This is a genomic window from Planomonospora antibiotica (genome assembly GCF_014647955.1).
Classification (GTDB): domain Bacteria; phylum Actinomycetota; class Actinomycetes; order Streptosporangiales; family Streptosporangiaceae; genus Planomonospora; species Planomonospora parontospora.
The window spans coordinates 41,518-66,325 of sequence record NZ_BMQE01000010.1 but is presented as its reverse complement, the minus strand read 5'-3'; the positions used below and the strand labels follow the sequence as shown (position 1 = coordinate 66,325).

Genomic DNA, 24,808 nt, shown 5'->3' with positions numbered 1-24,808 from the left:
CAGGGCCGCCTCCGTACGGGGGCGGCCCGCGCGCCGCACCTCTCCTCACCTCAAGAAGGGATCATCGCCACCGATGACCGCCGTCACGAATCCGGCCGCCTCGGCCTGCCCGATCCGCCAGCACCCGCTCGACCGGGACTCCGAGGGGGTCAACCGGCCCGGCCTGTACCTCAACCCGGAGTATGAACGGATCCGGGACGAGACCGACACCGGAGTGGTCGACGTCACCCGTTCCAACGGAACCCCCGCCAAGCTCGTCACCCGCTACGACGACGTCATGAAGGTGCTGCGCGACCCGGTCTTCTCCCGCGAGAAGGCCCTGCCCGTAGACGACGTCGTCGGCCTGGAGGGCACCCTTCTCGGCCTGGACGGCGCCGCGCACGCGGCCGTGCGCGGTCTGGTCATCGATCACTTCACGCCCCGGGCCGTCGAGGCCCGTCGGGCCGAGATCGAGCGCTGCGCGGCCGCCCAGCTGCAGACCATGATCGACGGTGGTGCGCCCGCCGATCTGCTGGCCGACTTCGCGATGCCGTTCGTCCTCGAGCTGATCTGCGACCTGCTGGGCCTGCCCGAAGCCGACCGCGCCGATTTCCACCGCTGGAGCGCGGCGTTCTTGTCCCACACCAGCCTGTCACCGGAGGAAGCCCAAGCCTCCGGCCTGGCCATGTTCGGCTACCTGACCACCCTGCTGGCCCGGCGCCGCAGCGAGCCCGATGGCGACCTGCTGTCGAGGATCGCCGTCGACGGCGCGCACCTGCCCGAACAGCACTTGATCATGTTGCCGATCGCGCTCATCGTCGGCGGCTGGGAGACCTCCGCCTCCAGCATCGGCACGTTCATCCAGGTGCTGCTCACCCATCCCTACGGCGGCTACGACAGCGCCTACCGTTACCTCGTCGACCACCCCGACGAGGTCGTCGGCGCGGTCACCGAGCTCGAGCGGATGTTCACCACCGCGGCGGCCGACGCCATGCCCCGCTACGTCACCGCCGACATCACCCTTCCCAGCGGTGCCCGCCTGAAGGAAGGAGAGATCGTCATCCCGTCCACCGACGCCGCGAACTACGACCCGCGCGCGTTCACCGACCCCAAGACGATGGACTTCACCCGATTCACCCGCGCCGGCACCGCCGTCGAGCGGCACCTGTCGTTCGGCTATGGCATCCACCACTGCATCGGCCGCCACCTCGGCCACGCCGAGGTCGTCACTGCGATCGCGCTGCTGCTGCGCGAGCTGCCCACGTTGCGCCTGGCGGTGGACGCCGCCGACATCCCCCGTAAGATCGGCCACGCCGTCGCCGGTCCCACCCGGCTGCCGGTGGCCTGGCGCTGATCACCGGCCGGCCTTGTGAGGGCTCAACGCAGGTGTCGCGCCCTCGCAGGTCTCACCTGTCAGGACCACGGCAGCCGGATGACCGGAGGTCCGTCGGCAGGCGCTGAGGTGCGCGGGTCTGCAGCGGCTGGGCGGCGTATATCGCGTCGGACAACAAACGGACGATATTACCAAGAAATGGATCTTTCACCCATAATGCCGGAGATCGGTAAACAGAAATGATGAGGTGGAAGTGAGACATGAGGCCGGCAGGTCCTCCCCCGCAGCGAGGACTTGCATGAGTGACAGGATCTACCAGGGAATGACACCCGAGGAGCGGCTGGCCGACCGCCGGGAGCGACTGATCGACGCGGGCTTCGCCCTGTACGGCACGCTTGGTTTCACCAGCACCACGATCGAGAAACTGTGCATGATCGCGCGGATCTCCAACCGCGCGTTCTATGAGTGCTTCGCCACTCGCGAGGAACTGCTGGAGGTCATCTACCACCGGTGCGTGGAGCAGAGCGTGCAGGTGGCCTCCCAAGCCGCCGCGCAGGCACCGAGGACCCTGGAAGGAGTCCTGGAGGCCGGGATCGAGGCCTACATCCGCTTCATCACCGACGATCCGCGCCGGGCCCAGATCATGTACGTCGAGCGGGCCAAGGCGAGCACGGCCTACCTGGCGGAGACCGTGCAGATGAACGCGGCGGCGTTCTTCCAGGTCGCCGGGGCGGACCTCGACCTGCCCGACACGGTCGATCCCGGTATGGCCGCGCGCGGCCTCAACGGCGCGATGGAGTCCATCCTGCTGGAGTGGGTGACGGCCGAGGATCCCTTCCCGATCGAGCAGGTGATCGCGTCGGTCAAGCATGTTTTCCTTCGGACGCTGACCCCGTGACGGCGTAGAAGCGACAGCTCGTGTGACAGCCCTGCGGCGCAACCGGGGCGGCCCTACCTGAACCGCACCGAGTACCGCATCCCGGCGCCGCCCGCCGGCCGGGGCGCCCGGATCAGCCCGGGAGGCGGATGAAGGACGGCGGGACGCGGTCGGCCAGCCAGACGCCGTTGGCGCTGAGGCGGAACTCGTGCCCGGCCGCGCGCATCGCCGCCGCGTCGACGGCCAGCACGACCGGCCGGCCCCGGCGCGCCCCGACCCGGGTCGCGGTCTCGCGGTCGGGCGAGAGGTGGACGTGGTGGCGGCTCGCCGGCCGCGGCCCCTCCGTGCTCCCCGGTCATCCTCCACCGTCCCATCCGCCGCGCGACATGGAGGTCCAGCCTTCCCTCCGGGCGGGCGGCGCGTCCACGGGTTTTCCGGCGCCCGGCCCGCCGGTCAGAGCGCCTCGGCGACGGCGTGGGCCAGGTTGCCGGCGGCGCCGGGGGCGTAGCGCAGGAAGAGGTACGGCTCGGCGAGCTCCACCTCGATGAGGGCCGGGTCCCCGCCCGGGAGCCGGACCAGGTCCACCCGGGCGTAGAGCACCCCGGGGGACCCGGCCGCCTCCGCCAGCACCCGCTCGGCGAGGGCGAACTGGTCGGGCTCGGGGGTGCGGAGCTCCGCCCGGGCGTTGTCGGCGTCCGGCGCGGCGGCGCCGCCGGCCAGCATCGGGTTGCGCCGCACGGCGTGGCTGAACCGGCCGCCGAAGTAGATCAGGGAGGTCTCCCCCTCGGCCTCGACCATGTCCAGGTAGGGCTGGACCATCGCGGTCCGCCCCTCGGCCGCCAGGCGGGCCGCGTGGGCCGCCGCCTTGTCCCGGTCGGCGGTCCTGATCGTGTCGCGGGCGCCCGCCGAGATCGCGGGCTTGACCACGTACTCGGCGAGGACCGGCAGGTCCGCGCTCTCGCCCGGCGCGACCCAGGAGGTGGGGATGACCGGCGCCGCCAGGTCCCTCAGGTAGGTCTTGTCGGTGTTGCGCTCCAGCACCGCCGCCGGGTTGGCCAGCCGGGTCACCGTCTCGACCCGGCGCGCCCAGGCCAGGAACTCCGCGCGCCGGTCCACGTAGTCCCAGGCCGAGCGGACCACCACGAGGTCGAAGGCCGCCCAGTCGGCGGCCGGGTCGTCCCAGCGCACGACCGTCCCCGAGATCCCCGCCTCCGCCCACGCGGCGAGGGCGATCTCCTTCTCGTCGTCGAACCCCTCCGGGTCCGCGTAGGTCACGTACGCCACCGAAGCGCTCACGGGAACACCCTCCAAGTCAGGATCGAAGCACCAGAAGGGACATTACACAGCCCGCTCCGACCATCTTGTCAGCCAGGATGGCCTTTACGAAGTATGTCCGATTCGCAGGCCCCGCCGCCCGGGACGAGCCCGGGCGTTCACACGAACAAGCGATTGCGCAAGGGCTCATAATGGGAGGTGTGAACACGCGAAAGAACTCCGGAGGCGCGACCACCACCCCGGTCAAGCGCCAGCGCACGACGAAGCGCGCGGCCTCGGCCGGCTCCGCCTCGGAGCGCCGCGACCACCTCGTCAGGCTCGCCGCGGACCTCTTCGCGCGCAAGGGCTTCCAGGCGACCACCGTCCGCGAGATCGCGGAGGAGGCGGGCATCCTTTCCGGGAGCCTCTACCACCACTTCGACTCCAAGGAGACGATCGTCGACGAGGTGCTCAGCACCTTCCTCGACGACCTCATCGGACGCTACCGGGCCGCCCTGGAGCAAGGTGGCGACCCCCGCTCGATCCTGTCGGAGATGGTGCGGATCGGCTTCAGCACCCTCGAGCCGCACCGCGCGGCGATCACCGTCATGCAGAACGACTGGAACTACCTGCGCTCCCTGCCCGGCGACCGCTTCGACTACCTGGTCAGGGCCGAGGACGAGGTCGAGCGCATGTGGGTCGGGCAGATCAAGCGCGGGCAGGCCGTCGGCCAGTTCCGCCCGGACGTGGACCCCAAGCTCACCTACCGCATGATCCGCGACAGCATCTGGGTCGCCGTCCGCTGGTTCCGCCCGGGCGGACGCCTCGACACCGACGGCATCGCCGAGCACTACGTCACCGTCCTGTTCGACGGCCTGGCCACCGGAGAGCGGACGAGCCAGCGGGGATGAGCGCGGAAGCACTGCAGAAGGCCGTGCGGCTGGCGCTCGCGGAGGCCGCCGACCCCGCCAAGGCCTCCGCCATGCAGGCCTACATGAAGTCCGCCATGCCGTTCCTCGGCGTGCAGGCCGTGCCGCGCCGTACGGCGCTGCGGAGGGTCTTCGCCGAGCACCCGTTCGAGGCCGCGCCCGAGTGGCGCCGGGCGGCGCTGACCCTGTGGCGCGAGGCGGAGTACCGCGAGGAGCGCTACGCGGCGATCGCCCTCACCGGGTCCCCGCCCCGCTGGGGCCGGACCCTGTACACCCTCCCGATCTACGAGGAGATGATCGTCATCGGGGCCTGGTGGGACTTCGTCGACGAGGTGGCCGTCCACCGGATCGGCCCCCTGCTGCGGGAGTTCCCCGACACGATGCGCCCGCTGATGCTCGAATGGGCGCACAGCGACGACCTCTGGAAGCGCCGCACGTCGATCATCTGCCAGAACAGGTTCAGGGCCGCCACCGACACCGGCCTGCTCTACGCCTGCATCGAGCCGAGCCTGTCGGACACCGACTTCTTCGCCCGCAAGGCGATCGGCTGGGCCCTGCGCGAGTACGCCAAGACCGACCCGCGCGAGGTCGTGCGCTACGTCGCCCACAAGGGGATCACCGGCCTGAGCCGGCGCGAGGCCCTGAAGAACCTCCCCTCGACCTGAGCCGGTGCGAGGCCTTGGACCTCCCCTCGGCCTGACCCCGCCGGCCGGGCCTCCCCCGCCGCCGGGCCGCCGGCATCCCGCGACGGGGTCTTCGGCGGCCCGTCCGGCACGCGCTCTCCCATGGCCGTACACGGACCCCGGCCGATCAATTTAGGTAAGCCTGTCCTAATATCCTTTGCACAAGCCTTACCGACTCCCCTGAGGTGCACATGAGGACTTCGATCCGCCGCCGCTGGGCCGTGTCCGCGGCAGCCGCGGTCACGGCCGTCCTGGGCCTGACCGCCTGCAGTTCCGGTGCCGGCGGTGACTCCGCGTCCGCCGGCCCCGCCGCGTCCGGGAGCCCGGCCGCGGGTTCGGCCGCGACGCGCAGCGTCACGCACGAGCTCGGGACCACCGAGGTCCCCGCCGCGCCCAAGCGCATCGTCTCGGTGAGCGTCACCCTGACCGGCCACCTGCTCGCGCTGGAGGCCCCGCTGATCGCCTCCCAGGCCACCCCGCCCGGGCCGATCACCGATTCCAACGGGTTCTTCTCCCAGTGGGCGGACGTCGCCAAGGAACGCGGCGTCCAGGTGGCCTACCAGGGCTTCGAGGCCGACATCGAGAAGGTCATCGCGGCCAAGCCCGACCTCATCATCGGCTCGGCGTCCGGCGCCGACAGCACCGCCAAGGTATACGACCGGCTCAAGGCCGTCGCGCCGACCGTGCTCTTCCGCCACGACGACCTCTCCTGGCAGGAGCTCATGACCAAGCTGGGCGGCGCGCTCGGCCTGGAGGCGAACGCGCAGAAGGTCATCTCCGCCTACGACCAGCGGGTGGCCGAGGTGAAGGGCAAGATCAAGCTTCCCGAGCAGGACATCGTGCTGCTGCGCGACAACAACACCGACATCCCCGTCTTCACCGAGGCCTCCGCCCAGGGCGCGCTGCTGTCCTCCCTCGGCTTCCGGCTGCACACCGTCGACTCCTCGCTGGCCGCCGCGGACAACCGCGAGGGCGGCCAGCGCCTGGACATCCTGACCGTCTCGCAGGAGAACATCGTCAAGGGGTTCGGGGACAGCTCGCTGTTCTTCGTCAGCCACACCGCGGACGAGATCGCCAAGACGACGGCCAAGCCGCTCTGGAAGGACCTGCCCGCCGTCGGCGACAAGCGCGTCCACGACCTCGGCCTGGACTCGTTCCGCATCGACTACTACAGCGCGTCCAACGTCGTCGACCGCATCGAGCAGCAGTTCGCCGGCTGATGAGGAACGTCCCGCCCCAGCTCCCCTGCCCCAGTCCGCCCGAGGTCCTCACCGGACGGCGCGTCGCCGCGCTGGCCGCGGACCTGCGGGCGGGACGGGCCGGGGCGCCGGACGCGTTCTGGGCGGAGGCGGCCGCACGGGGGACGCCCCTGGTCGAGGAGATCCCCGGTGACCCCGGTCACCGCGCCGTGACGTTCCTGTGGCGCGGTGCGGCGGAGGACGTGCTGGTCATGGCCAACAAGCTCACCGATCCGGGCCTGCTCGGCGCGAGTCTGATGGAGCGGCTCGACGGCACCGACGTCTGGCACCGCACCTACCGGATCAGGTCGGGCTGGCGCGGCTCCTACCGGCTGGCGCCGCGCGCCCCCGGCACAGCCGGCCGACCGCTCGGCGGGGAGGCGGCGCGGCGCCGGGACGCCATGCTCGCGGCCGGATCCCCCGCCCCGCGCGCGGCGATCGAGCGCTGGTGCCTGGGGTTGACCCAGGCGGTCGCCGACCCGCTCAACCCGCGGACCCTGAACGGGCACTCGGTCGCCGAACTGCCGGACGCGCCGCCCCAGCGGTGGCTCACGCCGGGGCCTCACCGAAGCGACCCGGGACACCGTACGGCCCGCCCGGAGCGCCGTACGATCGGCGGCCGCACCGTGTGGCGGCTGCGGCCGGACCGGCGTCCGGAGGGCACCCTCGTCCTGCTGGACGGCGAGTGCTGGCTCGACGACCTGCCGGTCCTCCTCGGCAACCTGACCGAGGCCGGGGCCGTGCCGCCGCTCACCGCGCTGCTGGTGGAGGCGGGTCCTCCACCGGCCAGGATCCGTGACCTGACCTGCGACGACGCCTTCGTCGCCTTCCTCGCCGACGGGCTGCCCTCCGGGGACCACCCGCCGGTCCGGACCGTCGTCGCGGGGCAGAGCCTGGGCGGGCTGACCGCCCTGTACGCCGCCCACCGCCGCCCGGACCGGTTCGGGGCCGCGATAGCGCAGTCCGGGTCGTTCTGGTGGCCCAACGAGTCCCCCGGTCCCGACCCCGGCGGCCTCGGCGACCGGGGCGGAGCCGGCGGCGAGTGGCTGACCGCCGAACTGGCCGCCGCGGGCCGGGTCCCGGCCCGCGCCTACGTCGAGGTGGGCACCTACGAGTGGGCTCTGCTCGACCCGACCCGGCGGTTGCGCGACGCGCTGTGCGCCGGGGGCTGCGAGCTGACCTACCGGGAGTACGAGGGCGGCCACGACCACGCCTGCTGGCGCGGTTCTCTCGCCGACGGCCTGATCGCGGTCTTCTCCTGATCCCGCGCACGCGGGAAGACCCCGCGTACGCGGCCTTCCCATGCGCGCGGGAAGGCCGCGTACGCGCGGGTCCGCGGGGCGCGGTCCGGGAGGCCGTACGACCCTCAGGAGGCGAACCCGCCCGGAGGCCCCTGTGCGCTCGGACCGGAAGCCCTGTGCGCTCAGGACCGGAAGCCCTGTGCGCTCAGGACCGGAAGCCCTGTGCGCTCAGGACCGGAAGCCCTGTGCGCTCAGGACCGGCCCGCGCGCCACTCCCGGTGGAGCAGCCAGGCCAGGTAGAGGCCGCCGAGCCCGCCCGTCAGGACGCCCACCGGCAGCTGGCCGGCCGTCGGCAGCCGCTGGGCCGCCAGGTCGGCGGCGGCCAGCAGCAGGGCGCCGGTCGCCGCCGCGGTGGCGACCCCCGCGCCGGGGGCCCCGGTCAGCCGCCGGGAGAGCTGCGGCGCGGCGAGCGCCACGAAGACGATGGGACCGGCCACGGAGACCGCCACCCCGGACAGCAGCACGGCGACGAGCAGCAGGGCCAGGCGGAGCCGCTCCACCGGCAGGCCGAGCGCCGAGGCGGTCTCGTCGCCCATCTCCATCGTGCTCAGCGAGCGGCTCAGCGCCAGCGCCGCCGGGAGCAGCACCGACAGCACCGCCGCCATCGGCCACACCTGCGCCCAGCCGCTCCCCGCCAGGCTCCCGACGAGCCATACCTTCGCCCCCTGCGACTCGTACAGGTCGGCCCGGGTCAGCAGGTAGGCGATGACCGAGTGGAGCATGGCGGTCACCCCGATGCCGACGAGCACCAGCCGGGTGCCCTGCACCCCCCGTTTGAAGGACAGGGCGTACACCAGCACCCCCGCGCCCAGGCCGCAGGCCAGCGCGCCCGCGGTGACGGCCAGCGGGGTCACGGTGCCGACGACCAGGAGCATCAGGACCGCCCCCACGGCCGCGCCCGCGTTCACCCCGATGATGTCCGGGCTGCCGAGCGGGTTGCGGGACAGGCTCTGCACGACGGCGCCGCCGACGCCGAGCGCCGCGCCGACCAGCAGGGCGAGCAGCACGCGCGGGGCGCGCAGTTCGTAGACCACCATCTCGCTCATGGCGTCGCCCCGGCCTGCCAGGGTCCTGAGGACGTCCCCGACCGAGATCGCCGACCCGGTCCCCAGGGCGAGCAGCCCGACCGCGGCGGCGGCCCCCAGCAGACCCAGGAGCACCGCGGCCGCCCGCAGGTGGACCCGGAACGAGACGCGGCGCGACGGGGTGTGGAAGATGCGGTAGGCGCTCACGGGCTGGCGATCCTCCGACGGCGGAGCAGGTAGATGAAGACCGGGGCCCCGATGAAGGCGGTGACGATGCCGCTCTGCAGCTCGCCCGGCCGTACGACGACCCGGCCCACGACGTCGGCGGTGAGCAGCAGGGCCGGGGCGAGCAGCGCCGAGTGCGCCAGGATCCAGCGGTGGTCGGGGCCGGTGAGGACGCGCACGGCGTGCGGGGCCATCAGCCCGATGAAGCCGATGGGCCCGGCCGCGGCGGTCGCCGCCCCGCAGAGCAGCATGATCGCCGCGGCCCCGGCCAGCCGCACGCGTCCCGGGTTCACCCCGAGGCCCTGTCCCGTCTGCTCGCCCAGCGCCACGGCGTTGAGGCCGCGGCCGAGCGCGAGGGCGAGGACCACGCCGACCGCGACGAACGGCGCGACCTGCCGGACGACCTCCGCGTCGCGCCCGGCGAGCGCCCCGACGTCCCAGAACCGCCACTGGTTGAACACGCCGGCGTCCAGGGTGAGCGCCGCGTTGATGGCGGCGAGCAGGGAGGCGCTGACGGCCGCGCCGGCGAGCACCAGGCGGGCCGGGTTCGCGGCGCCGCGCCCGGTCGCGCCGAGCGCGTAGACGGCGACGGTGACCAGCGCCGCACCGAGGAGGGAGAACCACACCCAGATCCGCAGGTCCGTGATGCCGAAGAAGAGGACGGCGCAGACGACGGCCAGCGAGGCCCCGGCGTTGACCCCGAGCATGCCGGGGTCGGCCAGCGGGTTGCGGGTGAGCGCCTGCATGAGCGCCCCCGACAGGCCCAGCGCGGCGCCGACGAGGACGCCCAGCAGCGTCCGCGGGATGCGCAGGTCGTGGACGACCGCGGCGGTCTCCCCGCCGTCGGGGTGCCAGAGCTGCTGCCAGACCTCCCCGGGCGGGATCGCCTGCGCGCCGACCGCGATGCTGAGCGCGACCACCGCGGCGAGCACCGCGGAGGAGACGGCGAGCCCCGTCCAGCGCATGGAACCTCCCACATTTAGGGAAGGCTTACCTTATAGGAGATGTCACACGTCCCCTCCGCCGACCGTCGCCCCGGCGGTCGCCCCGCCTCCCCGCGCCCCGCCGATGCGCGACGCGGAGTCCGGGGACCGGCGCACCGGGCCGCGACGGTCGCACAGGGGACCCGCGAGGGTCGTCTGCGGACGAAACCGGGCCGCCGCCCGCGTTCGCCGATAGGGTTGCCCTGATCCAGACGTCACGTGCGTTAGGCGGCCATGCTCGACCAACGACTCCAGCCGGCGCGGCCGTACGCCGCCCTGATCTTCGACTGCGACGGGACCCTCGTGGACACCGCCGCCGCCAACGAGACCGCGTGGCGGGCGGCCCTGGAGACCTGGCAGGTCGAGCTCGACCCGGCCTGGTACCACGCCCGGACCGGTCTGTCCGCCGATCGCCTCCTGGCCGAACTGGAGGCCGAGACCGGCGCCGAACTGGACCACCGGGTGGTGTCCGCCGCCGCGGCCGACGCCTACCGGTGGCTGGTGGACACCGTCGCGCCGCACCCTCAGGTGGTCGCGGTCGCCGAGGCCCACCGGGGCCGGGTGCCCATGGCGGTGGCCTCCGGCGGGTCGCGCGGGCGGGTCCGGGAGACCCTGCGCGCCACCGGCCTGCTCCCGTTCTTCGACTCGGTCGTCACCCGCGACGACGTCCGCGAGGGCAAACCCGCCCCCGACGTCTACCTGCTCGCAGCCCGGCGGCTGGAGGTGCTCCCGCACGCCTGCGTCGCCTACGAGGACACCGACGAGGGGGTGGCCGCCGCGCTGGCCGCGGGGATGGAGGTCATCGACGTCCGCCCGGCCCTGCGGGACGCGGCCCGGAGCGGCGGGGAGAGCGCCGCACCGATTGGCTAGCTGTACTATCCACAAATGAGGATCTCGCAGCTCAGCACCGCCTCGGGCGTCCCCATCCCGACGATCAAGTACTACCTGCGCGAGGGCCTGCTGCCCCCCGGGGAGCAGACCTCCGCCACCCGCGCCGAGTACGGCGAGCGGCACGTGCGGCGGCTCCGCCTGATCCGCGCGCTGCTGGAGGTCGGCCACCTGTCGATCGCGGCCATCCGCAAGGTGGTCGCCGCGGTGGAGGACGAGAGCATGGGCATGCACCGCGTGCTCGGCACCGCCCACTACGCCATCTCCCCGCCGGTCGAGGCCCATCCGGACGACGAGGAGTGGCGGCGCGCCCGGGCCGAGGCCGACGGCCTCATCACCGACCTCGGCTGGCAGGTCGACGCCGCCGCCCCCGCCCGCGACGAGCTCGCCCAGGCCGTCCTCACCCTCGACCGGCTCGGCCTGCCCGCCACCGGCGACGCCCTGCGCCCCTACGCCGAGACGGCCATGCGGCTCGTCGCCGAGCACGAGATCCGCACCATCCCCCTCGACCGCACCCGGGAGGAGGCGGTCGAGGCGCTGGTCGTCGGCACCGTCGTGCACGGCCGCGTCCTCGACGTCATGCGCCGCCTGGCCCAGGAGTCCGCCTCGGCCCGGATCTTCGGGGCCCCGCCGGTCTGAGGGCCGCCGGTCCGCCGACCGCCGCCCCAGAGTCCACCGGCCCGGACTCCACCGCCCCGGACTCCACCGGTCCGGCCGCGGCCGCCCGGCCGGCCCCGCTTCCGGGACCGCCCTCCCCGGGTCACTGACTCATGGGGTGCTTGAGCAGCCACTGGGCGGCCCGGCGGAGCAGGGTGCGGTGGACCGGGTTGTCGTAGGAGCGGGTGTCGTGGCCCAGCGCGTCGTAGACGAGGCGGCCGCGCCGTACCGGGCGGGCCCAGAGCAGGGGCTGGCCCATCGAGGAGGCGAGCGGGGTGACGTCCGGCAGGATCGTCAGGTCGCTGTAGACCTCGTCGACCAGGTCGAAGTCCCGCAGGCCCTCGACGATCGGGTGGTCGCCGTGGACGCGGACCGTGGTCCAGCCCAGCGGCGGGTGGTGCGACTTCGGCCACTCCCAGTGGCCGCCCAGCACGCGGGGCCAGCCCTGCCAGTCGTCGAAGCAGATGGACGCCGCGTGCATGCAGAGCAGACCGCCGCCGCGCTCCAGGTGGTCCAGCAGCGCCGTACGCGCCTGCGGGGGCAGCTCGAGCCCCCACCGGTCGCGGTGCGGGGCCAGGTGGCCGGGGGTCATCCGGCAGCGCAGGGCGTTGACGGTGATCAGGTCGTACTCGGGGGCGTCGGCCAGGCCGCCGGTGATGTCGTCGGTGACGTCCGACTCCACTCCGACCTCGGCGAGGGTCTCGGCCAGCGCGGCGGAGGTCGCGGGGAAGTCGTGGAAGGGGCCGCCGGAGAGGATCAGGTTGCGTGCCACGGATCCACTCCAGCACGGAAGCCGGCGGGCCGCCAGCGGCACCGGATAATCCCAGCTCACCGGGGCAGAACCGGCTGGTGAGGATTTTCCGGCGCCCCTGCCTGCCCGAACGGCTCCAAGTAACACCACGTTCACATATGGGCAACAGATGCGAAATCGCGACTTGCGACTCTTCAGGGGCAGCAGACCACTCCCTCCCCAAGGACTCCGCCGATGACCTTCAAGGCTGAATACATCTGGATCGACGGCACCGAGCCGACCGCCAAGCTCCGCTCGAAGACGCGAGTCCTCGCGGACGGCGCAGAGCTCCCGATCTGGGGCTTCGACGGGTCCAGCACCAACCAGGCCGACGGCCACTCCTCCGACCGCGTGCTCAAGCCGGTCTTCACCTGCCCGGACCCGATCCGCGGCGGCGACAACGTGCTGGTCCTGTGCGAGGTGCTCAACCCCGACATGACCCCGCACTCCAGCAACACCCGCGCGCCCCTCACCGAGGTCGCCGAGAGGTTCGCCGACCAGGAGTCCTGGTTCGGCATCGAGCAGGAGTACACCTTCTTCAAGGAGGGCCGCCCGCTCGGCTTCCCGCTGGGCGGCTTCCCGGCCCCGCAGGGCGGCTACTACTGCGGCGTCGGCGCCGACGAGGTCTTCGGCCGCGAGGTCGTCGAGAAGCACCTCGACCGCTGCCTGGAGGCCGGTCTGGCGATCTCCGGCATCAACGCCGAGGTCATGCCCGGCCAGTGGGAGTTCCAGGTGGGCCCGGCGGGTCCGGTGGAGGTCTCCGACCACATGTGGGTCGCCCGCTGGCTGCTCTACCGCACCGCGGAGGAGTTCGACATCGCCGCCACGCTCGACGCCAAGCCGGTGAAGGGCGACTGGAACGGCGCCGGCGCGCACACCAACTTCTCCACCAAGGCGATGCGCGAGGGCTTCGACCCGATCATCACCGCCTGCGAGGCGCTGGGCGAGGGCGACAAGCCCCTCGAGCACGTCAGGAACTACGGCCACGGCATCGAGGACCGCCTCACCGGCCACCACGAGACCGCCCCGTGGAACAAGTACAGCTACGGCGTCTCCGACCGCGGCGCCTCGGTCCGCATCCCGTGGCAGGTCGAGGTCGAGAAGAAGGGCTACATCGAGGACCGCCGTCCCAACGCGAACGTCGACCCGTACGTGGTGACCCGCCTGATCGTGGACACCTGCTGCTCCGCGCTGGAGAAGGCCGGCCAGGTCTGATCCCGCGGGCGATCCGGGGGACGGAGGCCGCGGACACCCTGCCGGGGGTGTCCGCGGCCTCCGCGTTCCGCCCACGCCCACGGGATCGGAGCGAGCCCGGCCGAGCGGGCCTTCTTCATGACCGGTGTCTCCGAGACGGCGGGGAGAGCCGAGTGATCGCTTCAACCCGGACATGACAGCTCTGAGGCAGTCGTCTGGTCATCCGGGAGAGGGCGGGAACGAACAAGCCGGTCATCGTGACGGTCGACGACGACCCGGGGGTCTCGCGCTCCGTGGCCCGCGACCTGCGCCGCCGGTACGGCCACGCCTACCGGATCGTCAGGGCCGACAGCGCCGCGCAGGGCATCGGGAGCGTCCGCGAGATGCGGTTGCGCGGCGACGACGTCGCGGTGGTCCTGGCGACTACCGGATGCCCGGGATGAACGGCGTGGAGTTCCTGGAGCAGGCCGTGACTCCTCCGCTCCCTGAAGGGAGCGGCTTCTCGCTAAGCCGCTTGCGCAGCCTCACGAAGGGCAAGCCCTGCCCTCACGATGTTGACCGCCGCGTTCGCCTGTACGGCGTGCGCGGCATGCCCGCACCGGCCTCCGAGCGGCCGGAGACCCGGGAGGCCCCGCCGGTGGAGACGACCGCGTAGCCGACGCGCGCCCCGCCTCGCCGGAAGGCGACCGGCCAGGCGAGGCGCGTCCTCACCGGAAGGCGTGGGCGTGGCGCCGGGCCCACTCGTCGAAACCGCGCGGCGGGCGGCCCAGGATCTGCTCCGTGTGCGGGCTGATCCGCCGTTCTTCCGGGGTGGGGTCGCCGAGGATGTCCAGGGTCCCGTCGGCCACCGGCTCCGGCATGAACCGCACCATCTGCGCGCGGGCCTCCGCACGCGTCTGGTCGACGAACCGGACCGGCCGGCCCAGCGCCTCGCCGATGATCCCGGCCCGCTGCCGGGGCGTGGTCGGGGCCGGCCCCGTCAGCCCGTAGATCCGGCCGGCGTGCCGGTCCTCTCTCAGGACGGCGGCCGCGACCTCGCCGATGTCGGCCGGATCGACGACCGGCAGGCCGACGTCGCCGAACGGCGCGGCCACCGTCCCCTGGGTCCGCACCGACTCCGCCCACGCATAGGCGTTGGACGCGAAACCCCCCGGTCGCAGGATCGTCCACGCCGTGCCGGATCGCCGGACGGCGTCCTCGATGCCGCGCAGCGGTGCGTGCGAGACGGACCGCGGGCGCGTCCCGGCGGCCTGCGAGGAGAGCAGGACCACGCGTCCGACTCCGCCGGCTTTCGCGACGTCGAGGATCGCGCCCGGGTCCAGATGCGCACCGGCGCCCGCGACCAGCAGGAACAGCGCGCGGGCTCCGTCCACCACCGGCCGCAGGGTCTCCGGCTCGGCCAGGTCGGCCTGCCGGTACCGCACCCCTTCCGGCAGGGAGACCGGCGACGTTCCCCGGGACACCGCGGTCACCCGCTCGCCGGCCGCGGACAGCGCCTCCACGAGCACCCGGCCGACGTTGCCGGTGGCCCCTGTTACCACGATCATGAAAGGTTCCTCCTTCTCCGACGCCGCCCACGCCTTCGCGGGGGCGGCCGCCGCCGGTCCGACCCCTTCGGCGGCGACTCCGAGAAGCTAGCATCGTCGATATAGTAGGTACCTACAGGAAAGTGACTATGCTCAAGGGGTCCACATGCACGACGAGCGAGCAACTTGGGCGCCTTCGGCGTCGGCTGATCCCGAGCAGGCCTGCCCCGTCGCCCCGGTCGTGGACATCGTCTTCAGCCGGTGGACCACCCCGATCCTGTGGACGCTGAACCACCAGGGACGGCAGCGCTTCGTCGAGCTGCAGCGACGGATCACCACCATTACGCCGAAGGTCCTGACCCAGCGGCTCCGGCAACTCGAACGCGACGGGCTCGTCGTGCGCACCTACCACCCCGAGGTCCCGCCCCGGGTCGAGTACGAGATCAGCGACCTCGGCCGCAGCCTCGCCCCGCTCTTCGCCCATCTCGCGGAGTGGGCCGCGGCTCACCTCGACGACGTGGAGCGGGCACGGCGCGCCTACGACACCGACGCGGCACCACCGGCGGCACCGTCCACGCCGGTTCGGTGAATGACCACGACGGCCATCGGACGCGCCGGGCGGAGACCTCCTCGGGCAGGCCGGTGCACGCCTCCTCGGCGACTTCCGTCACCGGGGGGCGGACTTCCGTCACAGGCGGGCGGACCTCCGTCACAGGTGGGCGTTGGGCTCACGGGCGAGATCGGCCAGCTCGGGCAGTTCCACCACGGTGACGCCCGCCGCCGTGAGCTCCTCGACGCCGTGGCAGTCGGCCAGGAGCACGGGCTCCCGCCAGGCCAGCACGACCCGCCGGATCCCGCTGTCGATGATCAGCCGGGTGCAGGTCCGGGGGCGGGAGCGGCGCACGCTGCACGGCTCCAGGCTGCTGTAGACCGTGGCGCCGGGCAGCCGGGGGTCACCGACCGGGATCTTGGCGAGCGCGGCCTCCTCGGCGTGCACGTGCGGGTCGCCGCCCTCCCGGGAGTGGCCGCGCGCGAGCTCGGTGCCGTCGGCGGCGACCACGACGGCGCCGACGGAGAAGGCGGACGGCGAGGGCGGGCAGAGCCGGGCCAGCTCGCAGGCCAGCCGGAGCCGGTCGCGGTCGTTCACCGGTCCCCCCGCTCCGGAGACTCCCGGTGGATCAGATATCTCAGCAGGACGACGTCGCCGAGCGCGCGGACCTCCGCGAGGTCCATCCGCCGCAGGGGGCCCTGCGGGAAGCGTCCGCCGCCGACGAACCGCGGCGCGGCGGGGTCGCCGACGAAGAACGGCGCGACGGCGAGCTGGATCTCGTCGGCGAGGTCCTCCAGGAGGAACCGGGTGTGCACCGAACCCCCTCCCTCCACCATGAGCCGCCGGACCCCGCGCCCGGCCAGGTCGCGCAGGACCCGGCGGAGATCCACGGGATCGCCCGCGTCGACCACGGTGGCGGCCGCGCCGAGCCGGGAGGCGAGCCCGTCCACCGCCCCCGACGCCGCGTACACGATCTTCTCCGCGTCCCCGGCGGTGAAGAACCGGCCCGCCGGGTCGAGGTCCCCCGTCGCGGTCAGCGTCACCTTGGCGGGGCAGGCCGGCAGGCCGCGCGCCTCCCGCTCCCGCCGCCGGACCGGCGAGCGGACCAGCAGCCGGGGATCGTCCCGGCGCACGGTGCCCGCCCCGACCATGATCGCGTCGCAGCCGGCCCGGACCTCGTCGACCCGGTCGAAGTCCTCGTCCCCGGAGAGCAGCAGCCGCCCGGGGGCGCCGTCGTCGATGTGGCCGTCGACGGACATCGCGCAGCTGAGCAGCACGTAGGGGCGCCCGGCCGGTCCTTCCCGGCCGTCCGGCCCGCCCGATCCGCTCACGGCCCTCTCCCCCGAGTCCGTCGGAGGACGCGCGCGCCCTCACCGGCAGTCGGCCGCGATGCTACGCCACGGGAGGGCCGCCGCAGCGGCCGGGGTCGTCCACGAGCGGACCGGCCGAGTGTGCTCGCACGGAGTGATGTGGACGTCGCCCTGCGTCAAAGCTCGCGAACCGTGACAACCGGCCCCCCGGGTGAGACCGTCGAACAGGTGACGGCGCTCGGAGGGGGACTGCATGGTTCCGGGATACCGCGAGGTTCGAGAGCTCGGCACCGGGAGCGGCGGGCGGGTGGTGCTGGCCACCTACACCGGCACGGGCGCCTACGTGGCCATCAAGTATCTGAACGCCGCGCTGCGGGACGACGGCCGGTTCACGGCGCGCTTCCGCGAGGAGGCGCGCGTCCTGGTCGAGCTCGACGACCCGAACATCGTCAGGCTCTACGAGTACTACGAGGACGTGCTCGAAGCGGCCGTCGTCATGGAGCTGGTCGACGGCGTCCCGCTGCGCGGGATCCTCCGCGACCACGGCGCGATGAGCCCCGAGGCGGCGCTGGCCGTGTTCAAGGGCGCCCTGCTGGGCCTGGCCCGGGCCCACTCGGCGGGTGTCCCGCACCGCGACCTCCGGCCGGAGAACGTGCTGGTCCAGGCCGACGGGACCGCCAGGCTCACGGACTTCGGCGTGGCCGCTCCCGGTACGGCCGGCGTCCCGGGCTACACCGCGCCCGAACGGCGGGCCGGAGAGCCGGCGGGCGCGGCGGCCGATCTCTACGCGACCGCCTGCGTGTTCTTCGAGTGCCTCACCGGGCGCCGGCCGTACCGGGCGGATCCCCCGGCCGCGCCGGCGCCGTTGGAGGAGGTGCCTGCTCCGGTGCGGGAACTGGTCGCGCACGGCATGGCCGGTGACCCCAGGAACCGGCCGCCGACGGCCCGGGCGTTCGCCGCGGAGCTGGAGGTGGCCGCGCTGTCGGCCTACGGCCCGGAATGGGAGCGGCGCGGACGGCGGCGTCTGGCCGAGCTGGCGACCCTGCTCGCGCTGGCCTTCCCGCTGGCCCGGACGGCGCCGGGCACCGGAACGGGGGCCGTGCCGGGGAACGGCGTCCCGGCCGACCGGGACGTGGCCGGCCGGGCGGGCGGGCCGCGGCGTCCGCGGCTGCGCGCCAGGTTCCTGGCGGGAGCGGGCGTGGCGGCCTTCGCGGTCACCGCCGCCCTCGTCGCCGCGGGCCACCCGGCCGGTCCGCTCGCCTCGGACAAGGTCTTCACCCCGCCTCCGGAGACGCCCGTGACCGGCCGGGAGCCCGCCGCGCGCACCGGCGGCCCCGCACGGACCGGCGGCCCCGCACGCTCCGGAGCCTCGGACGCCCCGGCCCCGTCGCGGGACGCCGCCGGCGGCCGGAGCACGCCCTCCCGGCGCGCCTCCGCGCCCGGCTCCGCCCCCGCGGGCCCCTCCGCCTCCGGTCTCCCCCGGCCCACGCGCCTCCCCTCCGCGGCGCCGTCACGCTCGGCTCCGGCGACCTCCCGGCCCCCGGTCCCGCCCTGGAGCGACGCCCCCGGCCCGTCCCCGTCCCGGAGCGACGCCCCCGGCCCGTCCCGGAGCCCGGAGCCCGGCCCCGCCTCCCCCGGCGACCCGGCGCCGGGTCCGAGCGGCGCGCAGACCCCGCCCGCGCCGCCGCACGCGGTCAGCGAGCTGGCCGTCACCGGGATCGACCCGGACGGGGCGACGATCAGCGTCCACGCGTCGACCACGGCAGGCGTCGTGCTGACGGTCCGGTTCTCCGAGGGCCCCGCCGAGGACCGGCCGGCGGAGGCCCCGGTGCGCGCTCTCATGCTCAGCGGCTCCACCGCCTACCTCCCCGTCGTCCCGCACGCCTTCACCGCTCCGCCCTGCGGCCGGACCGTCCTGTGGCGGGTCACGGCCGAGACCCGGCCCCAGGCCCCCGGCGGCGCGCGGAGCCGTACGGTGGCGGTCACCGGTGCGCCGTGCCCGGAGGCCGCCGGACCGGGTTCCGGGCCGCCCGGGGACATGCCCGAGGACGTCTCGGAGGACGCACGGGAGGAGGCGCCCGAGGGCGCGGCGGAGGATCCGCCGGGCGCACCCGGCGCACCCTGAGGCGGTGACCGGTGGGCCGGGGCCCGGCCCCGGCCCGCGCTCCGCGGACGTGTCTTGTGAGTTAACCAAGCGCGCGCTAGGTTGGTGACCGGTGACGCGCCCCGCCATCGGACGCCCGCCGTCCCGGCGGGACGGCCGCACGGCCCGGCACCCGAGGCGGCACGAGCCCGAGAAGGAGCGTGGAATGGGTCTGCTGGACGGCAAGGTCGCCCTGGTCACGGGTGGCGCGCGGGGCATGGGGGAGGCGCACGTGCGGCTCTTCCTCGACGAGGGCGCGCGGGTCGTCTTCGGAGACGTGCTCGCCGACGAGGGCAAGGCGCTCGCCGAGGAGACCGGAGCGCTCTTCGTCCCCCAGGACGTGAGGGACCCGGCCGACTGGGAGCGGGCGGTCGGCGCCGCCGTCGAGGCGTACGGCAGGCTCGACGTCCTGGTCAACAACGCCGGGATCCTCAGGTTCCGCCGGATCGCCGACATGACGCTCCAGGAGTACGAGCAGGTCATCGACGTGAACCTCAAGGGCACCTGGCTGGGCGTCAAGTCCGTGATCGAGCCGATGAAGGCCGCCGGCGGCGGCTCGATCGTGAACATCTCCTCGGTCGAGGGCTTCATCGGCGCCGAGGGCATGTCCGCCTACGCCGCCTCGAAGTTCGGCGTGCGCGGTGTCACCAAGGCCGCCGCCCGCGAGCTGGCCCGCTTCGGGATCCGGGTCAACTCCGTCCACCCCGGGTCGATCGACACCCCCATGGTCCGGACCCCGGAGGTCGCCGCCGAGGTGGACGGCGAGGCGTTCTTCAGGTCCATGGTGATCAAGCGGTTCGCCCGGCCGGTCGAGGTCTCGCACGTGGTGGCCTTCCTGGCCTCCGACCGGGCGAGCTACTGCACGGGCAGCGAGTTCACGGTGGACGGGGGCATGCTCACCGGCGCCGGCTACTGAGCCGCCCCCCGGCCGAGCCATCCGGCGGGCGTGACGAACAGCCCGCTCGCCTCGGCCAGCGCGGTGCCGTCCGGAAGGGCGATGCGGCCCTCGGCCCAGGTCTTGCGCCCTTCCGACCTCGTGTGCTCCGCGGTGGCGACCAGCGGCTCGCCGTACGGCACCGGCCTGCGGTAGCGCAGGGTCAGGGTCCCGGTCACGCCGGGGAAACCGGCGACCGCCACGGCCTCGCCCAGCAGGTGGTCGAGGATCATCGCGCTGACGCCGCCGTGCACCGAGGCGGGCGGGCCCTCGTGGACCGGCCGGAAGCTCAGCTCGGCGCGGACCGTGCGCTCCGGGGTGACCCGGACGACCAGCGGGAGGGCGTGCGGGTTGGCAGAGCCGGTGACCGCGTTGCCCACGTTCCTGGGGACGCCTCCGGGACCGAGTTCGAACGACCGGGGGGACTCGCGCCGCAGCGCGCCGAGCCGCTCGGTGAGGGCGGCCAGTTCGGCGGCGACGGCGGTGACCTCACTTTCCGGGACGTCCGTCAGCACGACCGCGTCGGCCAGGGCGCGGGCCCGGCGGCTGAGTTCGACCAGGGCGGCGAGGCGGGCCTCGGCGTCCTCCGTGGGGGTGACGTCGATCGTCATGGCAGCATATTAGAACACGTTCTACAGAATCTCATTCGGAATCGTTGACCCGGGCTTCGCCGCGCCCGGGTTCCGTAGATTTTTTTGTTGGACCGGTTTACTGGAAGAAATCCCCAAAAGCCCGCTGACGTCGGGCTTTCCGCCCCCTAGAGTGCCCCCGAGGGCTTGATGTCCGCTTGGGGTGGTCTTGACCTGTCCTTATCTGCGGGTAGCCTCCCTCGTCACGGAAGACCACTGACCAATGGTGCCGCCACACGCACCCCGCTCCTCTCCCCTGAGGTGCGCGCGTGAACGCGCCATCGTCCGACCTGACCTCCCGTAAGCCCGGTCGCGGGGCGGCGCGACCATGCCCCCATGGCTTGCGGAGGGTCCCCCACTTCCATATGACACCTGAGATCGAAAAGTTCATCGAGCTGCTCGAGAGCCAGCTCGGCTACGCCGAGAAGAGCAGCGGCTACACCAAGTTCGGCGACTGGTACGGCAGCACCGTCGACATCGACGAGGACTTCGCCAACGCCCCCTGGTGCGACATGTACCTGTCGTGGGCGGCCAAGAAGCTCGGTTACGAGGACTGGATCGGCCAGTTCGCCTACACCGTGTACCACGCCCAGTGGTTCAAGGAGCAGGACGCCTGGGGGACCACCCCCAAGCCCGGCGCCATCGTCTTCTTCGACTGGACGGGCACGAACAAGATCAGTCATATCGACCACGTCGGGATCGTCACCCGGGTGGACGGCGGGACCATCCACACCATCGAGGGCAACATCGACGGCGGCGTCGCCAAGCGCAAGGAGCGCGACACCGGCAAGGTCGTCGGATACGGCTACCCGGAGAAGATCAAGGCCCGGCTGGACAAGGAGGCCGCCGAGAAGCAGGCGGTCAACACCTCCGCCGACGTGTCAGGGGGCAACTCCGTCTTCCTGGAGCCCCAGACCAGCCTGTTCTCCGTCATCCCCGCCCCGGTCCCCCTCCCCTTCGGGAACGAGGACGCCGCACCCGAGAAGCCCGTCCAGGCCGCGGCCGAGCCCGCCCAGAAGGCGCAGGCCGCCCGGAAGACCACCCCGAAGACCGGCACGGAGAAGGCGCCCGCGAAGGCCGCGGCCCCGAAGGAGACCGCCTCCTCCGGCACGACCGCCGAGGCCGCCGCCACGGCCCCGGCCACGGCCTCCGCCCCCGCTCCGGCCGCCGCCGGCCGTACCGCCCCGGGCAAGCACGCCAAGCCCGCCGCCGCCGACACCCAGGCGATCGCCACGGCTCCGGCCGCCGCCGCCGGCGGCCTGACCCCCGCCGTCCCCGACCTGTCGAGCCCGACCGTGCTGGCCCCGGTCCTGCTCGCCGCCGCCGCGATCATCGCCCACACCAGGATCAAGCAGTCGGGGCTGCGCCTGGCCTTCTCCACCGGAGGCTCCGAGCGCCCGTCCCGCCGCGCCGCCGGCTCCCACCGCACCGGAGGCCGCCGCCGCGCGCCCGGCCGCCGCAGGCTCACCGCGGGCGCCCCGCTCACCCGGGGGTCCTTCGCCGCGCAGGAGTTCTCCGCCACCCGGGAGACGCCCGCCACCGGCGGGGTCCCCGTGCTCCCCTCCGTGCCCGGGACCACCGTGGCAGCCGGGCTCGCACCGGTCCCGACCTCCGAGTTCCCCTCGGTCACGACTCCCGCGGCCCGCATCGAGGAGGCGGTCTCCGCCGAGCGGCCCCGCCTCCCCTACCAGGGCAGGCGCCGCCTCCGGGAACGCCCGGTGGTGGAGTCCTCGACCTTCGTCCAGGACGCGCCGCTGCGAGGCCGCCGCCACCGCAGAGCGGAGTCCTCGACCTTCGTCCAGGACGCGCCGCTGCGGGGCCGCCGCCACCGCCGGACCGAGTCGGCCGTCAGCACGACCATCCCGGCCGCCCTCCCGGTCGAACGCGGCGACCTGCTCGCCCCCACCGGACCGGACCTCCCCGACGCCCCGCCCTCCGGCGGGTACCGGGGCCGCCGCCGCAGGGAGGCCGTACCGGTCTGACCGGCCCGCCGGGACGGGCGGGCGGGGCGCTCCCCTCCCGCCCGCCCGCCCTCTCCGGCGCGGCACCGCTCAGGTGCGGGCGGCTCCGACGAGGTCCCGCTCCCGGTCCTCGCCCGCCTCCTCCTCGTCGTGGCCCTCGATGGAGAGGTCGGGCAGGATCCGGTCCAGCCAGGCCGGGCACCACCAGTTGTAGCGGCCGAGCAGGACCATGGTCGCCGGGACCAGGAAGCCCCGGATGATCGTGGCGTCCACCGCCACCGCCACCGCCAGGCCGACACCGAAGATCTTGACCATGGGGTCCGGGTAGGCGATGAAGGCGACGAACACGGAGACCATGATCAGCGCCGCGGAGGTGATCACCCGGCCGGTCGAGCCCAGTCCCTCCGCCACGGCCCTGCGGTTGTCGCCGTGCCTCAGGTAGGCCTGCCGCACGGCGGTCAGCAGGAACACCTCGTAGTCCATCGACAGGCCGAACAGCACCGCGAACAGCATCAGCGGGATGTAGCTGTCGATCGGCACCGAGAAGAACAGCGTGGTCAGGTAGGACATGTCCACGCTGACCGGCGGGTCCAGGCCGACCAGCCGGCTGCCTAGCCCGAGGGAGAAGACCAGGGAGAGCGCGCCGAAGGCGGCGCCGAGCGAGACCAGGTTCATCAGCGCGGCCTTGAGCGCCACCACCGGGGAGCGGAACGCCAGGAGCAGCAGCAGCGCGCTGAGCAGCACCACGACGCCGACGACCATCGGGGTGCGGTCGGCGATCCTGGCGCCGGCGTCGGCCATCCCCGCCACCTCGCCGCCCACGTGCACGCTCGCCCCCTCGATGCTGAGCCCGCGCACCGCCTCGACGACGTCCAGGGCCCGGGGGTCGCTGGGCGCGAACTCGGGGACGGCCTGGAGCATCACGGCGGTCCCCGCGGAGTTGAGCACCGGCTCGCCCGCGTGCGCCACGCCCTCGACCGCGCCGACCCGCTCCTTCAGCGTCCGGAGTACGGCGGGCGCGGGCTCCCGGTCGGCGACCGGCTCCCGCAGTTCGGCGACCACGACCAGCGGCCCGTTGGCGCCCGGCCCGAACCCGGCCTGCATGAGCTCGTAGGAGCGGCGGGCGTCGGTGCCCCGGTCGCCGTAGCCCTCGTCGAGCGGGCCCAGCTTGAGCGCGAGGGCCGGCGCGGTGAGCGCGGCCAGCACCGCGACGCTGAGCGCGAGCACACGCCAGGGCCGCCGGGAGACCCACCTGCCCAGCCCCGTCCAGCCCGAGGAGCCGTCCGCGGACCGGCGGCGGCCCGCCAGCGGCAGGCGCAGCGCGTCGACCCGGTGACCGAGCAGGCCCAGCAGGGCCGGGACCAGGGTGATCGAGGTGAGCACCGCGCAGACGACCGAGATGCCGGTGATCCAGCCGAGTGTCTGCAGCATCGGGAACCCGCCGAGCAGCAGCGCGCTGAGCGCGATGATCACCGTGCCGCCGGCGAAGACCACGGCGCCGCCCGAACCCGCGGCCGTCCGGCGGACCGCGTCGTGCACCGCCAGCCCGTCGTCCAGCAGCTTGCGGTGCCTGCTCAGCAGGAAGAGCGCATAGTCGATGCCGACGCCGAGCCCGATCATCGTCGCCATGATCGAGGCCTGCTTGGGCACGTCCACGAGGTGGCCGAGCAGGCTGATCACGCCCAGGCCGGTCGCGATGCTGACCAGGGCGGTGAAGATCGGGATCATCGCGGCGACCAGCGTGCCGAAGGCGAACAGCAGGACGAGCAGCGCGCAGGCGACACCGATGACCTCGCTGGCGCCGGTCTTGATCTCCTTGTCGGCCGGCGTCCCCGAGTCGGCGGGCACCGCCTCGATGCCGAGCCGCCGGACGGGCTCGGCCGCGGCGGACAGCGCCCTGGTGGTCTCGGCCAGCCGGGAGACGTCGTGGCCCTCCAGGCGGACCGTGATCAGGCCGATCTGCAGGCTGGGGGCCAGGCCGCCGATCCGGTAGGGCGTCAGCACCTCGGTCACGTGCGGGACCCGCCGGATCTCGTCCACGGCGCGTTGCACGGCGCGCTTGCGCCGGTCGTCGACCAGCGGGCCGTCGGCGGAGTAGAGCACGATCTGGACGGTGCCGCCCCGGTCGTAGCCGGGGCCGAAGCCGTCGCGCATCAGGTCGTGGGCGCGCTGCGCGTCCGTGCCGGGGATCGCGACGTTGTTGTTGACCGGTCCGGGGAACAGCAGCGACCCCGCGGTCAGCGCCGCCGCCAGCAGGATCCAGAGTGTCAGCACGACCGCGCCGCGCCGTGCGCACCATCCACCCAGTCGCCCCAGCAACCCAGACATCGGGACCGCCCTATTGAGATCTCAGTCGTACACGCGGGACACCGCCCGGCACCGGTATGTACGGGAGTGCT

23 protein-coding genes and 1 pseudogene are annotated in these 24,808 nt (G+C 73.6%); 14 read left to right on the top strand and 10 right to left on the bottom strand.

The window, feature by feature from the left end; translation table 11 throughout:
• Nucleotides 1-73: 73 nt before the first annotated feature.
• On the top strand, nt 74-1,333 hold the full coding sequence (locus tag IEZ06_RS12015) for a cytochrome P450 (protein WP_189236769.1): 1,260 nt from the start codon (nt 74-76) through the stop codon (nt 1,331-1,333).
• A gap of 277 nt (nt 1,334-1,610) precedes the next feature.
• Nucleotides 1,611-2,210, top strand: a complete 600-nt coding sequence (locus tag IEZ06_RS12010) for a TetR/AcrR family transcriptional regulator (protein WP_189236768.1) — start codon at nt 1,611-1,613, stop codon at nt 2,208-2,210.
• A 112-nt stretch (nt 2,211-2,322) separates the two neighbouring features.
• Here the strand turns inward: IEZ06_RS12010 and IEZ06_RS12005 are convergent.
• Together IEZ06_RS12005 and IEZ06_RS12000 are read right to left on the bottom strand one after the other, a co-directional pair.
• Nucleotides 2,323-2,517 (bottom strand): annotated as a pseudogene (locus tag IEZ06_RS12005) (RNA 2'-phosphotransferase); the annotation flags it as partial.
• Nucleotides 2,518-2,642: 125 nt separating this feature from the next.
• On the bottom strand, nt 2,643-3,485 hold the full coding sequence (locus IEZ06_RS12000) for an ATP-grasp domain-containing protein (protein ID WP_189236767.1): 843 nt from the start codon (nt 3,483-3,485) through the stop codon (nt 2,643-2,645).
• 179 nt (nt 3,486-3,664) lie between these two features.
• Here IEZ06_RS12000 and IEZ06_RS11995 point away from each other — a divergent pair, with 179 nt between their 5' ends.
• From IEZ06_RS11995 to fes, 4 genes are all read left to right on the top strand, one after another.
• The gene (locus IEZ06_RS11995; protein WP_189236766.1) at nt 3,665-4,354 is read left to right on the top strand and encodes a TetR/AcrR family transcriptional regulator; all 690 of its coding nucleotides are present in this window, start codon (nt 3,665-3,667) and stop codon (nt 4,352-4,354) included.
• Entirely contained in the window at nt 4,351-5,037 is a 687-nt protein-coding gene (locus tag IEZ06_RS11990; protein ID WP_189236765.1) for a DNA alkylation repair protein, read from the top strand. The genes IEZ06_RS11995 and IEZ06_RS11990 overlap by 4 nt, the downstream gene beginning before the upstream one ends.
• Nucleotides 5,038-5,246: 209 nt before the next feature.
• On the top strand, nt 5,247-6,275 hold the full coding sequence (gene fepB, locus IEZ06_RS11985) for a Fe2+-enterobactin ABC transporter substrate-binding protein (protein WP_189236764.1): 1,029 nt from the start codon (nt 5,247-5,249) through the stop codon (nt 6,273-6,275).
• Nucleotides 6,275-7,555, top strand: coding sequence for an enterochelin esterase (gene fes / locus IEZ06_RS11980; RefSeq protein WP_189236763.1), 1,281 nt, complete (start codon nt 6,275-6,277; stop codon nt 7,553-7,555). Before fepB ends, fes begins: the two co-directional genes overlap by 1 nt.
• Nucleotides 7,556-7,785: 230 nt before the next feature.
• Here fes and IEZ06_RS11975 read toward each other — a convergent pair whose 3' ends face one another.
• Both IEZ06_RS11975 and IEZ06_RS11970 read right to left on the bottom strand, forming a co-directional pair.
• Nucleotides 7,786-8,826 carry a FecCD family ABC transporter permease gene (locus IEZ06_RS11975; protein WP_189236762.1) on the bottom strand — a complete coding sequence of 347 codons (1,041 nt, stop codon included), beginning with the start codon at nt 8,824-8,826 and terminating at the stop codon, nt 7,786-7,788.
• Entirely contained in the window at nt 8,823-9,809 is a 987-nt protein-coding gene (locus IEZ06_RS11970; protein ID WP_189236761.1) for a FecCD family ABC transporter permease, read from the bottom strand. Before IEZ06_RS11970 ends, IEZ06_RS11975 begins: the two co-directional genes overlap by 4 nt.
• Before the next feature lie 252 nt (nt 9,810-10,061).
• On the opposite strand from IEZ06_RS11970, the gene IEZ06_RS11965 reads away from it, so the two are divergent.
• Entirely contained in the window at nt 10,062-10,697 is a 636-nt protein-coding gene (locus IEZ06_RS11965; RefSeq protein WP_068897018.1) for an HAD family hydrolase, read from the top strand.
• 15 nt (nt 10,698-10,712) lie between these two features.
• Complete coding sequence (locus tag IEZ06_RS11960) at nt 10,713-11,354, top strand: MerR family transcriptional regulator (protein WP_189236760.1); 642 nt, start codon at nt 10,713-10,715, stop codon at nt 11,352-11,354.
• 121 nt (nt 11,355-11,475) lie between these two features.
• On the opposite strand, the gene IEZ06_RS11955 is transcribed toward IEZ06_RS11960, so the two are convergent.
• On the bottom strand, nt 11,476-12,144 hold the full coding sequence (locus tag IEZ06_RS11955) for a ThuA domain-containing protein (protein WP_189236759.1): 669 nt from the start codon (nt 12,142-12,144) through the stop codon (nt 11,476-11,478).
• Between the two features lie 213 nt (nt 12,145-12,357).
• Here IEZ06_RS11955 and glnII point away from each other — a divergent pair, with 213 nt between their 5' ends.
• Both glnII and IEZ06_RS11945 read left to right on the top strand, forming a co-directional pair.
• Entirely contained in the window at nt 12,358-13,377 is a 1,020-nt protein-coding gene (glnII, locus tag IEZ06_RS11950; RefSeq protein WP_189236758.1) for a glutamine synthetase, read from the top strand.
• Nucleotides 13,378-13,613: 236 nt separating this feature from the next.
• Nucleotides 13,614-13,799: a response regulator gene (locus tag IEZ06_RS11945; protein ID WP_229797989.1), complete on the top strand. Its 186-nt coding sequence runs from the start codon at nt 13,614-13,616 to the stop codon at nt 13,797-13,799.
• Nucleotides 13,800-14,063: 264 nt separating this feature from the next.
• On the opposite strand, the gene IEZ06_RS11940 is transcribed toward IEZ06_RS11945, so the two are convergent.
• On the bottom strand, nt 14,064-14,903 hold the full coding sequence (locus IEZ06_RS11940) for an NAD(P)H-binding protein (protein ID WP_189236757.1): 840 nt from the start codon (nt 14,901-14,903) through the stop codon (nt 14,064-14,066).
• Nucleotides 14,904-15,048: 145 nt separating this feature from the next.
• On the opposite strand from IEZ06_RS11940, the gene IEZ06_RS11935 reads away from it, so the two are divergent.
• Entirely contained in the window at nt 15,049-15,471 is a 423-nt protein-coding gene (locus tag IEZ06_RS11935; RefSeq protein WP_189236756.1) for a winged helix-turn-helix transcriptional regulator, read from the top strand.
• Nucleotides 15,472-15,591: 120 nt separating this feature from the next.
• On the opposite strand, the gene IEZ06_RS36245 is transcribed toward IEZ06_RS11935, so the two are convergent.
• Nucleotides 15,592-16,029: a cytidine/deoxycytidylate deaminase family protein gene (locus IEZ06_RS36245; RefSeq protein ID WP_203871895.1), complete on the bottom strand. Its 438-nt coding sequence runs from the start codon at nt 16,027-16,029 to the stop codon at nt 15,592-15,594.
• Nucleotides 16,026-16,691 carry a RibD family protein gene (locus IEZ06_RS36240; RefSeq protein WP_203871898.1) on the bottom strand — a complete coding sequence of 222 codons (666 nt, stop codon included), beginning with the start codon at nt 16,689-16,691 and terminating at the stop codon, nt 16,026-16,028. Before IEZ06_RS36240 ends, IEZ06_RS36245 begins: the two co-directional genes overlap by 4 nt.
• A 304-nt stretch (nt 16,692-16,995) precedes the next feature.
• Between IEZ06_RS36240 and IEZ06_RS11925 the strand changes: the two genes are divergently transcribed.
• Together IEZ06_RS11925 and IEZ06_RS11920 are read left to right on the top strand one after the other, a co-directional pair.
• Nucleotides 16,996-18,867 (top strand): serine/threonine-protein kinase, encoded by a 1,872-nt coding sequence (locus tag IEZ06_RS11925; RefSeq protein WP_189236755.1) that lies wholly within the window; start codon nt 16,996-16,998, stop codon nt 18,865-18,867.
• A gap of 184 nt (nt 18,868-19,051) precedes the next feature.
• Complete coding sequence (locus IEZ06_RS11920) at nt 19,052-19,801, top strand: glucose 1-dehydrogenase (protein ID WP_189236754.1); 750 nt, start codon at nt 19,052-19,054, stop codon at nt 19,799-19,801.
• Here the strand turns inward: IEZ06_RS11920 and IEZ06_RS11915 are convergent.
• Nucleotides 19,795-20,430 (bottom strand): PaaI family thioesterase, encoded by a 636-nt coding sequence (locus IEZ06_RS11915; RefSeq protein WP_189236753.1) that lies wholly within the window; start codon nt 20,428-20,430, stop codon nt 19,795-19,797. The two genes, IEZ06_RS11920 and IEZ06_RS11915, sit on opposite strands and share 7 nt — an antisense overlap.
• A gap of 383 nt (nt 20,431-20,813) precedes the next feature.
• On the opposite strand from IEZ06_RS11915, the gene IEZ06_RS11910 reads away from it, so the two are divergent.
• A complete protein-coding gene (locus tag IEZ06_RS11910) occupies nt 20,814-22,430 on the top strand; it encodes a CHAP domain-containing protein (RefSeq protein ID WP_189236752.1) in 1,617 nt (538 codons plus the stop codon).
• Between the two features lie 69 nt (nt 22,431-22,499).
• On the opposite strand, the gene IEZ06_RS11905 is transcribed toward IEZ06_RS11910, so the two are convergent.
• On the bottom strand, nt 22,500-24,683 hold the full coding sequence (locus IEZ06_RS11905) for an MMPL family transporter (protein WP_229797987.1): 2,184 nt from the start codon (nt 24,681-24,683) through the stop codon (nt 22,500-22,502).
• Between the last annotated feature and the right edge of the window lie 125 nt (nt 24,684-24,808).

Coding starts and splice junctions, on each gene's coding strand:
- glnII (WP_189236758.1), top strand. CDS start 12,358: ATGACCTTCAAGGCTGAATACATCTGGATCGACGGCACCGAGCCGACC.
- IEZ06_RS12015 (WP_189236769.1), top strand. CDS start 74: ATGACCGCCGTCACGAATCCGGCCGCCTCGGCCTGCCCGATCCGCCAG.
- IEZ06_RS11920 (WP_189236754.1), top strand. CDS start 19,052: ATGGGTCTGCTGGACGGCAAGGTCGCCCTGGTCACGGGTGGCGCGCGG.
- IEZ06_RS12010 (WP_189236768.1), top strand. CDS start 1,611: ATGAGTGACAGGATCTACCAGGGAATGACACCCGAGGAGCGGCTGGCC.
- fes (WP_189236763.1), top strand. CDS start 6,275: ATGAGGAACGTCCCGCCCCAGCTCCCCTGCCCCAGTCCGCCCGAGGTC.
- IEZ06_RS11925 (WP_189236755.1), top strand. CDS start 16,996: ATGGTTCCGGGATACCGCGAGGTTCGAGAGCTCGGCACCGGGAGCGGC.
- IEZ06_RS36240 (WP_203871898.1), bottom strand. CDS start 16,691: ATGTCCGTCGACGGCCACATCGACGACGGCGCCCCCGGGCGGCTGCTG.
- IEZ06_RS11935 (WP_189236756.1), top strand. CDS start 15,049: ATGCACGACGAGCGAGCAACTTGGGCGCCTTCGGCGTCGGCTGATCCC.
- IEZ06_RS11990 (WP_189236765.1), top strand. CDS start 4,351: ATGAGCGCGGAAGCACTGCAGAAGGCCGTGCGGCTGGCGCTCGCGGAG.
- IEZ06_RS11910 (WP_189236752.1), top strand. CDS start 20,814: ATGACACCTGAGATCGAAAAGTTCATCGAGCTGCTCGAGAGCCAGCTC.
- IEZ06_RS11970 (WP_189236761.1), bottom strand. CDS start 9,809: ATGCGCTGGACGGGGCTCGCCGTCTCCTCCGCGGTGCTCGCCGCGGTG.
- fepB (WP_189236764.1), top strand. CDS start 5,247: ATGAGGACTTCGATCCGCCGCCGCTGGGCCGTGTCCGCGGCAGCCGCG.
- IEZ06_RS11940 (WP_189236757.1), bottom strand. CDS start 14,903: ATGATCGTGGTAACAGGGGCCACCGGCAACGTCGGCCGGGTGCTCGTG.
- IEZ06_RS11960 (WP_189236760.1), top strand. CDS start 10,713: ATGAGGATCTCGCAGCTCAGCACCGCCTCGGGCGTCCCCATCCCGACG.
- IEZ06_RS11915 (WP_189236753.1), bottom strand. CDS start 20,430: ATGACGATCGACGTCACCCCCACGGAGGACGCCGAGGCCCGCCTCGCC.
- IEZ06_RS11965 (WP_068897018.1), top strand. CDS start 10,062: ATGCTCGACCAACGACTCCAGCCGGCGCGGCCGTACGCCGCCCTGATC.